Annotated in this window: 9 protein-coding genes, 1 pseudogene and 1 riboswitch; of the genes and pseudogenes, 9 read left to right on the forward strand and 1 reads right to left on the reverse strand. The window is 64.1% G+C overall.

Going from position 1 to position 13257, the window contains the following annotated elements:
• Window positions 1-50: 50 nt before the first annotated feature.
• From DB708_RS10900 to DB708_RS10935, 8 genes and pseudogenes are all read left to right on the forward strand, one after another.
• Window positions 51-914, forward strand: a complete 864-nt coding sequence (locus tag DB708_RS10900; protein ID WP_108921945.1) for an SDR family NAD(P)-dependent oxidoreductase — start codon at window positions 51-53, stop codon at window positions 912-914.
• Window positions 914-2314 (forward strand): aromatic ring-hydroxylating oxygenase subunit alpha, encoded by a 1401-nt coding sequence (locus DB708_RS10905; protein WP_108921946.1) that lies wholly within the window; start codon window positions 914-916, stop codon window positions 2312-2314. The genes DB708_RS10900 and DB708_RS10905 overlap by 1 nt, the downstream gene beginning before the upstream one ends.
• Window positions 2311-4170 (forward strand): flavin-containing monooxygenase, encoded by a 1860-nt coding sequence (locus DB708_RS10910; protein WP_108921947.1) that lies wholly within the window; start codon window positions 2311-2313, stop codon window positions 4168-4170. Before DB708_RS10905 ends, DB708_RS10910 begins: the two co-directional genes overlap by 4 nt.
• Window positions 4167-5117, forward strand: coding sequence for an SDR family NAD(P)-dependent oxidoreductase (locus DB708_RS10915; RefSeq protein WP_108921948.1), 951 nt, complete (start codon window positions 4167-4169; stop codon window positions 5115-5117). The genes DB708_RS10910 and DB708_RS10915 overlap by 4 nt, the downstream gene beginning before the upstream one ends.
• Before the next feature lie 13 nt (window positions 5118-5130).
• On the forward strand, window positions 5131-6324 hold the full coding sequence (locus tag DB708_RS10920; protein WP_108922250.1) for a CaiB/BaiF CoA transferase family protein: 1194 nt from the start codon (window positions 5131-5133) through the stop codon (window positions 6322-6324).
• 2 nt (window positions 6325-6326) lie between these two features.
• A pseudogene (locus DB708_RS10925) lies at window positions 6327-8039 on the forward strand (thiamine pyrophosphate-binding protein).
• 30 nt (window positions 8040-8069) lie between these two features.
• Window positions 8070-9500 carry an aldehyde dehydrogenase family protein gene (locus DB708_RS10930; protein WP_108921949.1) on the forward strand — a complete coding sequence of 477 codons (1431 nt, stop codon included), beginning with the start codon at window positions 8070-8072 and terminating at the stop codon, window positions 9498-9500.
• 235 nt (window positions 9501-9735) lie between these two features.
• Entirely contained in the window at window positions 9736-11739 is a 2004-nt protein-coding gene (locus DB708_RS10935) for an acyltransferase family protein (protein ID WP_108921950.1), read from the forward strand.
• Window positions 11740-11743: 4 nt separating this feature from the next.
• Here DB708_RS10935 and DB708_RS10940 read toward each other — a convergent pair whose 3' ends face one another.
• Window positions 11744-12403 (reverse strand): O-methyltransferase, encoded by a 660-nt coding sequence (locus DB708_RS10940; RefSeq protein WP_108921951.1) that lies wholly within the window; start codon window positions 12401-12403, stop codon window positions 11744-11746.
• A gap of 137 nt (window positions 12404-12540) precedes the next feature.
• Window positions 12541-12714, forward strand: a riboswitch (M-box (ykoK) riboswitch).
• A gap of 272 nt (window positions 12715-12986) precedes the next feature.
• Here DB708_RS10940 and DB708_RS10945 point away from each other — a divergent pair.
• On the forward strand, window positions 12987-13220 hold the full coding sequence (locus DB708_RS10945) for a hypothetical protein (protein WP_133251001.1): 234 nt from the start codon (window positions 12987-12989) through the stop codon (window positions 13218-13220).
• Window positions 13221-13257 lie beyond the last annotated feature (37 nt).

Raw genomic sequence — 13257 nt, forward strand, 5'->3', positions numbered from 1 at the left:
AAGAGATCTCATTGCGGACGCTTGACGGCGGCGGTGGGTGGAAGCAGGTCATGGACGATCACGAGGATCACAGCGATCTTCTAGGGCTCGACGGTCGCATCGTGGTGGTTGCCGGCGCCGGCGGGGGCGGCATCGGTACGACCGTCACGGCCATGACCGCCCGGGCGGGTGCCACGGTGATCGCGGTGAGCCGGTCGAAGGAAAACCTCGACGAGCACATCGCCCCGTTGGCGCAGCAGGGTCTGGCCGTGGTGCCGGTCGTGGCCGACGCATCGACCGACGAGGGTATCGCTGCGGTGCTTGACCACGCCCGCCGTGCCGACGGCGACTTGTACGGGCTGGTCAATGTCGCCGGCGGCGCGCGGCCGGCGACCTGGATGCCGTCGACTCGGGTGGCGCGCAGCGACTGGCGCAAGATCTTCGCAGACAATCTCGAAACGGCCTTCTTCATGAGCCAGGCTGTGGCAAGTGAGCTCGTCGCGCAGCAACAGCAGGGGTCGATCGTGTCGATCTCCTCGATCAGCGGCATGAACACCGCGCCATTTCACATCGCCTACGGGACAGCCAAAGCCGCGATCACGGCGATGACGCGCACGATGGCCCTCGAGTTGGCGCAGGCGGGAATCCGGGTCAATGCCGTGGCTCCTGGCGTCACCGAGACAGCGGCTTCGCGCGCCTATGTCGACGAGGACCCCGGCCGGGACCGGCAGGCGATCGCGATGGGACGGCGTGGGCGGCCCGAGGAGCAGGCCGGCGCCATCCCTTTTCTGCTCTCCGAGATGTCGAGCTACATCACCGGCCAGACGCTGCTCGTCGACGGCGGGCTGGGCCTCAAGTGGAGCCATCTAGGCGCCGACAACACCTCACTTTTCTTGCATGACGAATCCTTCCGCGCGGCAATCAGGAGGATGTGATGACCGATCCAGCCAAAGGTTTGAATTCCGAAGCAGCCGAGGAACTATCGAAACCAATGACAATCGGCGTCGAGGCATACATTTCCGAGGACTATGCCCGCGCCGAGCGCGACAAGCTGTGGCGCAAGGTTTGGCAGCAAGTCGGCCGCGTCGAGGAGCTGCCCGAGGTGGGTAGCTACCTGACCTACGACATTCTCGACGACTCGATCATCGTGGTGCGCAGCGGCAGTAACGAATTCCATGCCCACCACAACGTCTGCATGCACCGTGGCCGCCGGTTGATCGACACCCCCGAGGGCGCCAAGAACGCATATGCCCGAACGCGAAAGTCGTTCGTCTGCGGCTTTCACGGCTGGACCTACGGTCTCGACGGAGCGTGCACTCATATCCGCGAACAGCAGGACTGGCAGGAAGCGCTCACAGCAGACAACACCCGCCTTCGACCGGTCAGAGTCGACACCTGGGGCGGTTGGTTGTGGATCAACATGGACCCCGACTGTGAGCCGCTGGCCGACTTCTTGTTCCCCGCCGCGAAGATTCTCGATCCGTTCGGTTGTGAGAACATGCGCTACAAATGGCGTAAGTGGCTGTCCTTCGATTGCAACTGGAAGGTCGCGCTGGAGGCCTTCAACGAGACCTACCACGTTTTCACCACGCACCCCGAGTTCAACAAGTTCGGCGAATTCAAGGGCTGGGCGAAAGCGCAAGGCAGACACAGCCACATCGGTTACGACGCGCCAGCGGAGATGGAGGCCACCAAGTCCAAGATCCGCCTCGGCATCGGCGCCGATCCGCGGGTTTCGACCGCGGAGATGCAGGTGTACACGATGGAGGAAACCAACGCCACCACCACGCAGACGCTGGTGAACGCGGCGAAGCGACTGGTTGATGAGTTGCCCGAGGGGACACCGGCCGATAAGGTTCTCGAACACTGGCTGGCGTCGGCGCGCCGTGACGACGAGGCCCGTGGCGTGCTCTGGCCGATAATTCCCGCCGACATCCTCGGGCAGGCCGGCACCGCATGGCAGATCTTTCCAAATTTCCAGATTGGGCAGGGCCTGACCAGCGCGCTGTGTTACGGGGCGCGGCCACACCCCAGCTACAACCCCAACAAGTGCATCTTCGAGGTGTCAGTCTTCGAGCTCTACCCGAAAGGTCAAGAGCCACAAACCGAGTGGGAGTACACACCGGTCGGCGACCCCCGATGGCGGTCGGTTCTACCGCAAGACTTCTCCAACATGGCCGCCGTGCAACAGGGCATGAAGTCGCTTGGGTTCCCGGGCACCAAACCCAATCCATACCGCGAACGCAGCACGGTCAATCTGCACTACCAATTGTCGAGGTACATGGGTGTCGGGGAACCCCAAAGCCTTTCAGATGAGGAGCACCCACGAGCATGACCCCGGATATCAAGGCGGCCCAAGAGGCCTGCGGGCCAACCCGGACGCCCGACGACTTAGACATCGACGCGCTGCGTGAGAAATACCGCCACGAGCGCGAAAAGCGGCTGCGCAAAGAAGGTTCCAATCAGTACATCGAATTGGAGGACGACTTCGCTGGCTACTACGAAGTCGATCCCCACACGCCGGTGGTCCCACGTGAGCCAATTGTCGACGACATCGACGTCGCGGTTCTCGGCGGTGGCTTCGGGGGCCTGCTGTCGGCGGCCCACCTGAAGAAGGCGGGCGTCGATGACGTACGGATCATCGAGCTCGGTGGTGACTTCGGCGGCGTCTGGTACTGGAACCGTTACCCGGGAATCCAATGCGACAACGAATCCTACTGCTATATACCGCTTCTCGAAGAGCTCGATTTCATCCCGTCGAAGAAGTTCGCCGACGGTGCCGAGATCTATCAGCATTGCCGCAACATCGGAAAGCATTTCGGCCTCTATGATTCGGCGATCTTCTCCACCCAGGTGCGTGACCTGCGTTGGGACCAGGAGATGAAGCGCTGGAGGATCAGCACGAACCGCGACGACGATATCCGCGCCCGCTTCGTGGTGCTGGCGTCGGGCCCCTTCCACCGGCCGAAATTGCCCGGCATCCCCGAGCTCAAAGCGTTTGGCGGACACAGCTTCCATTCGTCGCGGTGGGACTACGACTACACCGGAGGCGATGTCAGTGGGAGTCTGGACAAACTGGCGGACAAACGCATCGCGGTGGCCGGCACCGGTGCCACGGGCATCCAGATCGTGCCCTTTCTCGCGCGCGCCGCCAAACATCTCTATGTGTTTCAGCGGACACCGTCGACCGTCGACGAACGCAACAACGCTGCGACCGATCCGGAATGGGTGAAGACGCTGCGGCCGGGTTGGCAACGGGAGCGTCAGCGCAACTTCCACTCATGGACGTTCGAGGGTATGGCGCTGGGTCAGCCGGATCTGGTGTGCGACTTCTGGACCGAGCTGGGACGCAACACCGCGGCCCGGGTGCTCGCCCTGGACGACCCCGCGTCGATGACTCCCGAGCAGTTCGTTGCGCTCCGAGAGGAGGAGGACTACAAGATCATGGAGCGGCTGCGGCGCCGCATCGACTCCCTGATCGAGGACGGGGCGACGGCCGAAGCGCTCAAGCCCTATTACCGCTTCCTATGTAAGCGGCCCTGTTCCAACGACGATTACCTGGCGAGCTTCAATCGTCCGAATGTCACGCTGGTCGATGTGTCCTCGAGCAAGGGCGTCGAGCGGGCCACCGAAAAGGGTCTGGTGGCCAATGGTGTCGAGTACGAGGTGGACTGCATCATCTATGCCAGCGGCTTCGAAATCACCACCGAGTTCAGCCGCCGCTATTCGATCGAGACGATCGAGGGACGCGACGGACTGTCGCTGTTCGACTACTGGCAAGACGGTTACCAGACGCTGCACGGGATGACCAGCCTTGGATTCCCAAACCAGTTCTATACGGGCTTCACCCAAGTCGGCATCTCGGCCAACATCGCCGCGAATTATGAACTGCAGGGCGAGCACATTGCCTACGTGATCGCCGAAGCGCTGAAACGGGGAGTCAGCACCGTGGAGCCCAGTCAAGCGGCACAGGAGCAGTGGTGCGCGACGATCCGGGAGACCGCGATCGACAATTCGGCGTTCGACGCGCAGTGCACGCCCGGCTATTACAACAACGAAGGTGGTGGCGGCGGACAGGGAATCCGGTCGCACCTGGGCGAACCCTACGGCCCCGGCTTTTACGCATTCGAGGATTTGTTGCGGCTGTGGCGCGATAAGGGTGACCTGGAAGGGTTGGTGCTCGGCGGTTGAGCGAAACATGTGCGCCGCAACTGAGATTCGACGGTCGCGTCGCCGTGGTAACCGGCGGCGGCCGAGGACTCGGCCGCTCCTACGCCCAGCTGCTCGCCTCACGCGGGGCGAAGGTGGTCGTCAATGACGTCGGCGGCAGCCTCGGCGGTGCGGGCGTCGACACAGGTCCGGCCGAGCAGGTGGTCGCCGAGATCACCGCGGCCGGTGGCGAGGCCGTCGCTTGTAGTGCGTCGGTAGCCACGCGTGGAGGAGGCGAGGCCATCATCGCCACGGCGCTCGGGCACTACGGCGGCATCGACGTCCTGGTTCACAACGCGGGCAACGTCCGTCCCGGCTCGCTCAAGGAGATGAGTTACGAGGACTTCGACGCCGTGCTCGACGTGCATTTGCGTGGCGCGTTCAACGTTGTGCGGCCGGCATTTCCGCTCATGTGCGAGGCGGGCTACGGCCGCATCGTGCTGACCTCGTCGATCGGTGGCCTGTATGGAAACCACCACGTGGCCAACTACGCGGCCGCCAAGGCCGGCGTGATCGGATTGTCCAATGTCGCCGCGCTCGAAGGCGCCGCCGAAGGTGTGCGGTGCAACGTGATTGTGCCGGCCGCGGTGACGCGGATGGCGGAAGGCATCGACACCTCGGCGTATCCGCCGATGGGTTCGGAATTGGTTGCACCCGTGGTGGGTTGGCTCGCGCACGAGTCGTGCTCGGTGACCGGTGAACTGTTCATCGCGCTGGCGGGTCGGGTGGCGCGGGCGGTCGTCGCGGAGAGCCCCGGCGTGTGCCGGGCGTCGTGGACGATCGAGGAGGTCAGCAGCCATCTGGATGCGATCCGCTACGTCGAGGCGCCACTCATCTTTCCCGTCGTCCCGGATGGACATAACCAGCACATCGGATACAGCTTCGATCTTGCTCACCGCTCGAACGACCAAGGAGCGCTCAATGGCTAGCCCGACGGGCCCGATGGCCGGTCTGCGGGTGATCGATCTCACCGCGATGGTGATGGGACCGTACTGCACGCAGATCATGGCTGATATGGGTGCCGACGTGATCAAAGTCGAACCACCCCAAGGAGATAACACCCGCTATATCTCGGTAGGTCCGGCGCCGGGCATGAGCGGGGTATTCGTCAACGTCAACCGGGGCAAGCGCAGCATCGTGCTGGACCTGCAAACCGACGGCGGAACACGCGCCCTACGCGCTCTCGTTGAGACCGCCGACGTGTTCATCCACTCGATGCGCGCCAAAGCAATCGCCAAGCTCGGCTTCGGTTACGACGACGTCACCGCGATCAATCCCGCGATTATCTACACCAATTGCTACGGGTACGGACGACGTGGACCCGACCACGACCGCCCCGCCTACGACGACACAATCCAGGCGGAGTGCGGCCTGCCGGCGGTGCAACAGCAGTTGACCGGCGAGGCCGATTACGTCGGCACGATCATGGCAGACAAGATAGCTGGTCTGACGGCGCTGTACGCGACGACGATGGCGTTGTTCCATCGCGAGCGCACCGGGCAAGGGCAAGAAGTCGAGGTCGCCATGTTCGAAACCATGGCCTCGTTCATGCTCGTCGAACATGCCAACGGTGCTCTGTTCGACCCTCCGCTGGGACCCGCGGTGTATCCCCGCACCGTGGCGCCCAACCGCCGTCCGTACCGCACCAGCGACGGCTACATCGCCGCATTGATCTACAACGACAAACACTGGAACGCCTTCATGGAAGCCGTGCAGCCGCCGTGGGCCAGCGACCTGTATTCGACGCTGGAACAACGCGCTCGCGAGATCGACACCGTTTACGGGCTGGTGGCTGAGACGATGAAGGAGCGTTCTACCGCGGAGTGGTTAGCGCTGCTGCGCCGGCTCGAGATACCGGCCGCCCCACTGAACACGCCGGGCGCACTCTTCGACGATCCGCATCTCAACGCGGTCGGCATGTTCGAAACAGTGGACACCCCGCACGGACCGGTGCGCTTCCCGGGCGTACCCACTTGGTTCTCGCAGACACCGGGTCGCGTCGCGGGCCCGGCGCCAGAGCTCGGCGCCCACACCGCACAAGTGCTCGCCGAAATCGGCGCGAGCGGCCACAAAATCAGCCGAAATGACCAGCCAGAGCGCGATTTTGCGACTGCTCGCGACGGAAAGGAACTCTGACCATGGCCGTGCCCGTGTACCAGCGCATTCTCGACCTGTTCGAGGCCGAGGGGGTGAACACGCTGTTCGGTATCCCGGATCCGAACTTCGTGCACATGTTTGCCGAGGCCGACGCGCGCGGGTGGTCGGTGGTCGCACCGCATCACGAACTGAGCGCGGGATTCATGGCTGAGGCCGCGTCACGTATGACGGGCAAGCCCGGCCTGTGCATCGGCACGCTCGGCCCGGGCATGGCCAACATCGCCGGAGCGATCCAGTGCGCACTCGTGGAGAACTCGCCGGTGATCTTTCTCGGCGGCCAGCGCGCCCGCATCACCGAGCGCCGGGTCCGGCGCGGACGGATCCAATTCGTCCGCTAGGAGCCGCTTTTCGCGCCGTCCGTCAAGTACAGCGCATCCATCGAGTACGCCGATCAGACGGACGAGATCATCCACGAGGCGATTCGCCGGGCCATGTCCGGCACACCCGGCCCGGTTTACATCGAATACCCGTCGCACGTTATCCTCGAAGAAATCGACGTTGCAGAACCGTTGCCGCCCAATCGGTATCGCCTCGTCAACCAGGGGGCGGGCGCTCCTGAGATCGCCCAGGCCGCGAAGCTGATTCGCGAAGCGAAGAGTCCGATTCTGTTGGTGGGCCACGGCGTGCACACGTCGCGCAGCGGTCCTGCGGTCAAGGAGCTCGCCGACTTGATGGCCTGCCCGGTCATCCAGACCTCCGGTGGAACGTCGTACATCCCAGGCCTGCGGGAGCGGACATTCCCCTACCTGTTCTCCCCGGCCGCCAACGAGGCGGTCGAGGAATCCGACCTGTGCGTCGCGCTGGGAACCGAACTCGGCGAGCCCATGCACTACGGCCGGACCCAGCATTGGGCAGACAACGATGCGAACCGCAAATGGGTGTACGTCGAGCAGGACCCGGCCGCGATCGGCGTCAACCGCCAGTTCGACGTGCCGCTGGTGGGCGATCTGCGCGGCGTCGTGCCGCAGCTCGTCGACGCGCTGCGGGACACCCCGCGCACGCGAACGGCCAATCTCGAGAAGTTGGTCAACGCAGACGCCGAGGAACTCGCACAGCTCGCCGAGAATGCGCCGTCGGGACGTTCGCCCATTCACCCGGCGCGATACGTCGTCGAGGCCACTAGGGCGTTCAACGAACTCGAGGACGGCATCATGGTCCGCGACGGTGGCGCGACCGTCATCTTTGGTTGGACCTACTCGCAGGCCAAACCGCGCGACGTCATCTGGAATCAGAACTTCGGCCACCTCGGCACCGGTCTGCCTTACGCGGTCGGAGCATCCGTCGCCGAGGGCGGCAAGCGCCCCGTGATGCTGCTGACCAGCGACTCGGCGTTCCTCTTCCACATTGCGGAGCTGGAAACGGCTGCGCGGCAGAACCTTCCGCTGGTATGCGTGGTGGGCGTGGACCATCAGTGGGGCCTCGAGGTGGGCGTGTACAAGCGCACCTTTTCCCAGCCGTCGCCGCAGCCCGGCGTGCACTGGAGCAAGGACGTCCGGATGGACAAGATCGCGGAGGGCTTCGGCTGCCACGGTGAGTTCGTCGAGAAGGAGGACGAGATCCGCCCGGCGATCGCCCGCGCCTACGCCAGCGGCAAAGTCGGTGTGGTGCACGTGTGCATCGACCCGAAGGCCAACTCCGAGGAGATGCCCAAGTACGACCGATTCCGCACCTGGTATGCCGAAGGCACCCAGTAAGGCCCACCGAGCAAGAAAAGGATCGATCTGATGCGCGAATACCTGAAGTTCTACATCGACGGACGGTGGGTCGACCCGGTGCGGCCCAACACTTTCGACGTGGACAACCCGGCAACGGAACAAGTTTCCGGGAAGATCTCGCTGGGGTCGCAGGCCGATGTCGACGCGGCGGTCAAAGCCGCCCGGCGAGCCTTCGCCGGCTGGTCGCAAAGCACCCGCGAACAGCGCCTCGATCTGTTGCAGGCCATCCTCGCCGAATACCAGAAGCGTGCGGACGATCTGGCCGCCGCGGTCACCGAGGAAATCGGTGCGCCGCCCTCACTGGCGGCGGGGCCGCAGGTGTTTCTCGGGATCGGACACCTGACCACGGCGATCGACGCCCTGAAGAACTTCGCGTTCTCCGAACAAAAAGGGGCGACCCTGATTGCCAGGGAGCCGATCGGTGTCTGCGGTTTGATCACGCCCTGGAACTGGCCCATCAACCAAGTCGCGGTCAAGGTCTACCCGGCGTTGGCCTCCGGCTGCACCGTCATCCTGAAACCCTCTGAGGTGGCACCGTATTCGCCCTACATCTTCACTGAGATCTTGGCCGCCGCGGGCGTACCGGCCGGGGTGTTCAACCTGGTCAACGGCGACGGTGCGGGCGTGGGCGTGGCCCTGGCGAGTCATCCCGACATCGACATGGTGTCGTTCACCGGATCCACTCGCGCCGGTATCGAGGTGGCCAAGCTTGCGGCCCCGACGGTGAAACGCGTGACCCAAGAACTCGGCGGCAAGAGTCCCAACATCGTGCTCGACGACAGTGGTTTCGCCGAGGGTGTCAGCGCCGGCGTGGCCAACATGATGCCGAACTCCGGGCAGAGTTGTAACGCGCCGTCGCGCATGCTGGTCCCGAATTCGCGGATGGCAGAGGCTATTACCCTCGCGCGTCAGGCAGCCGAGCAAATCGAGGTGGGCCCTAACGGCGATAAGAGGGCGATCGGGCCAGTGGCTTCGACGGCGCAGTTCGACAAGGTCCAGCGCCTGATCCAGCAGGGCATCGACGAGGGCGCGACCGTGGTGGCCGGAGGCCCGGGCCGGCCCGCCGGGCTAGACAAGGGTTATTACGTCAAGCCGACCGTCTTCGCGCATGTCACAAATGAGATGACGATCGCGCGCGAGGAGATTTTCGGACCGGTGCTGTGCATCCTCGGCTACGACGACATCGACCACGCTGTCAATATCGCCAATGACACCGAGTACGGTCTTGCCGGCTTTGTTTCGGGAGCCGACCTCGACAAAGCTCGTGAGGTCGCGCGCAAGATCCGCGCAGGATGGGTGACGATCAATCATGCGTTCGACATGAACGCGCCATTCGGCGGCTACAAGCGCAGCGGCAACGGTCGCGAGTGGAGCGAGTTCGGCTTCCACGAATATCTGGAAGTCAAAAGTACCCTGGGTTACGCGCCCGACGAAGGCTAAAACTCTAGGCCGAAATCCGAACGCACCACAGCGGAAACCGCTGCGTGTCCTCCACCTGATCCTGCGGCGCCGCCCCTAAGCTTGCTGAGATCAAGAGGAGGGGCGACGACGTATCGGCAGCAACTATCGCGCTGGGCGCTGCGGTGGTCAGGGCGCGCGAAAAGCGAGAGCTGAGCCGGGCGGGGAGCATCCCGCACCGGCGCGTTCTGATCGGCCTACCCGGTGGGTAGCGCCCGTGCGTCGGGCCGGCCGGCTGGCGATCTGGGATAAACCCGAGCGTGCCAGCGGCATACCCGCGCTGGATGGGCTTCGCGCGATCGCCGTTGCGCTGGTGCTCGCCGACCACGGCGGCATTCCCGGCATGAGCGGTGGCTTCCTCGGCGTCGACGTCTTCTTCGTGCTCAGCGGATTCCTGATCACCTCGCTATTGCTGGACGAGCTTGGGCGCACCGGACGTATCGACCTGACCGGATTCTGGATTCGCCGGGCCCGCCGGCTGTTGCCGGCGTTGGTGTTGATGGTGCTCGCCGTGGGCGCGGCCCGCGAACTTCTACCGGCCCAGGCGCTCAACGGATTGCGCGATGACGCGATCGCGGCGTTTTTGTGGGTGGCTAACTGGCGCTTCGTCGCGCAGAAGACTGACTACTTCACCCGGGGGGCGCCGCCGTCGCCGCTGCAGCACGCCTGGTCGCTCGGCGTCGAGGAGCAGTACTACTTCGTCTGGCCGGTCCTGCTGATCGTGGTCACTCTGCTGCTTGCGGCACGAGCCAAGCGCTACTTCATGCGGGCCAGCGTGGGCGGGGTGCGGTTCGCCATCTTCGTGATCGCCACGCTGGGGGCGCTGGCGTCGGCGGCGGCCACCATCGTCTTCGTCTCCGACACCACGCGTGACCGCATCTACTTCGGCACCGATACCCGCGCGCAGGCTTTGCTGGTCGGATCGGCGGCAGCGGCTCTGCTGGTTCGGGATTGGCCGTCGCTGAACCGCGGCTGGTGCATGATCCGCACTCGGTGGGGGCGGCGGGTCGCCCGCGTGCTGCCGGTCGTGGGTGTGGCGGGGCTGGCGGCGGCGGCGCACTTCGGGACGGGCAATGTCGGCGACTTTCGCCACGGCTTGCTGATCGGTGTCGCGATTGCTGCCGTCTTCGTGGTCGCCCCGGTGGCGCTGGAGCAGCGTGGGCTGATCGCCCGCATTCTGGCCGTACCCCCGCTGGTGTGGCTGGGCACGATTTCCTATGGCATCTATCTGTGGCACTGGCCGATCTTTCTGGCGCTCAACGGCGAACGCACCGGATGGTCCGGATTGCCGCTGTTCGCCGCCCGGTGCGGGCTCACGCTCGCGGTGGCCGGCGCGTCGTACTGGCTGATCGAACAACCCGTCCGCCGCTGGCGGCCGGCCCGGGTCGCGTTGTTGCCGCTGGCCGCCGCCACCGTGGCCAGCGCCGCCGCGATTACGATGCTGGTGATTCCGGTCGGCACCGGAACCGGTCTACGTGAGAACGGCCTGCCCCCCGGCGTTTCGTCGGTCGCGGCGGTGTCCTCGGTGCCGCCGGGCGGCGCTCGCCCGGTCGGCCCGCGAAACCCCAACCGGCCGTTCACCGTTTCGGTATTCGGTGATTCGATCGGCTGGACCTGGATGCACTATCTTCCGCCGACGCCCGGATTCGCGTTCCTCGACCACACTGTCATCGGATGCAGCCTGGTGCGCGGTACACCGTATCGCTACATCGGCCAAACCCTGGATCAGCGGGCGGAATGCGACACGTGGCCGGGCCGATGGGCAACGCAGGTCAGCCAGGATCAGCCGGATGTCGCACTGCTGATCATCGGCCGGTGGGAAACGGTGGACCGCGTCAACGAAGGGCAGTGGACCCACATCGGTGATCCGACCTTCGACGCCTATCTCAACGGCGAGTTAGAGCGAGCACTGAACATCGTGAGCGCGAGCGGAGTTCGAGTGGTGGTCGCCACGGTGCCCTACAGCCGGGGCGGCGAGAAACCGGATGGCCGGTTATACCCAGAGGACCAACCGGACCGGGTCAACCAATGGAACACCATGCTGCGCAAGACCGTTGCGCAGCATCCGAATGTTTCGATCTTGGATCTGAACAAAAAGCTTTGCCCCGATGGTGTTTACAGCGCCAAGGTCGACGGCATCAAGGTACGCAGCGACGGCGTCCATCTCACCCCGGAAGGGGTCAAGTGGCTGACGCCCTGGCTGGAAGAGTCACTGCGCTAGACGCCTAGGCGTCAGTACGGCAGCTGATTTCCATGCTGTCGCTTTCCCGGACCAGGAAATTGAAGCTGATGTAGCCGTTGGCGGCATCGCGAACACGATCGAGATAGGGAGCCATATCCGACGAGCTGGCATTGTCGGCAACGACCAAAGCGCCTGTGGTAAGCCGGGGCTCGAGCATTTTGATGACTGGAAGGTAGAGATCTTTCCAGCCGTCGAGCAAGACGAATTCGACCGGCCCGTCCACCGCCTCCAGCGTGGTCAGCGCATCTCCCTCGAGAATGGTGATCACATCGTCTAAGCCGGTCTCCGCGAACGTCTTCTTTGCGGCGGCTATCTTGCTCGCACTGAGTTCCGTGGTCACCACGCGCCCGACACCGTTGTCGCGTACCGCCGCCGCAAGATGAATGGCGGAGATACCGAAAGACATTCCGAATTCGACAACGGTCGTCGGACGGGTAGCCCGGATCAGCGCGTACAGCAGCCGCCCGGCCTCGGGAGTCACCGGGATGTAGAACTCGCTCATCGCCTCGGCGCGTTCCGCTGTGGTCATCGGTCGATCGAACTGACCAAGCCGCTCACGCAGCAGCGACATCTGGTTCTTGGTTTCGGTGTACATCCGGTCGAGCACCGACTCGACGCGAGGGTCTTGCAAGGATGTGGCCATGCCCTCGAGGGTATTCCTCGGCGATGTTCAGCCGTGCAGAGCTCGACGATCGGTAAATGTGACACGTGCCACGCCTGGTGCAAAAAGTCTGCAAAGACGTTTGACGAGCGGTGGGTCCTAGTGCCAGCATGTACGGGCAAGCACCTCGGTAGGTGAGGCGTCTGCACGGACACAGGCCACTGACCCCGAACGTCGAGAGACGCCCCGGGTCAGGACAGCTCTTCCCGGACCCAAGGGTTGAGCCCAAGTGGCTTCTGGACATGGTCCAGATACGCCGTGCAGTGCCGAAGCTCCGACGAGAGGGGTGCGGCCTGGTCGGCTTATGGTCCGGCCATTCGTTCCTCTTTTGCGTGTGATGTGACGACACCCCCGTGTGTCATGGCCGTGAGGAGGTGAGGGCGAGATGAGTCCCGGCGATAGTTGGTATCCAAAATCCATCTTGATCCGATCCGGTTCCGGCGTTTCTTTCTGCTGACGCAGCTCTTTGGATTTTGCTGTCCCACAACCGTATTGATGGTGGTGGGCACTAGCGAATGCTCGGCGCGCTGACGAGCCGAATCGGCCTTCCGAAAAGGGGAAGACCATGACTTTTGTTGTTGTGCACCGTATTAACGGTCGTGGAATGCTGCGCGGACGGGCAACGCTGCGCGGACGGTCGATGCTACGTGCGGGTCGGCTGCTGACAAACAGGTTGTCCGCCATGCACATTCCGACACCCGAAGAGCGGGCGAACCTGTACGCGTCGCTGACGCCGATCGGTGTGCTCTCGGCCGCGCCGGGTGCAGCGCCATCGGGCAGTGCGGTCAACTACCGATGATTCGTTGCGCCTAACGGTCCCAGCGGCGGGAGCGGGT

This window comes from Mycobacterium montefiorense (genome assembly GCF_003112775.1).
GTDB classification, from domain to species: Bacteria; Actinomycetota; Actinomycetes; order Mycobacteriales; family Mycobacteriaceae; genus Mycobacterium; species Mycobacterium montefiorense.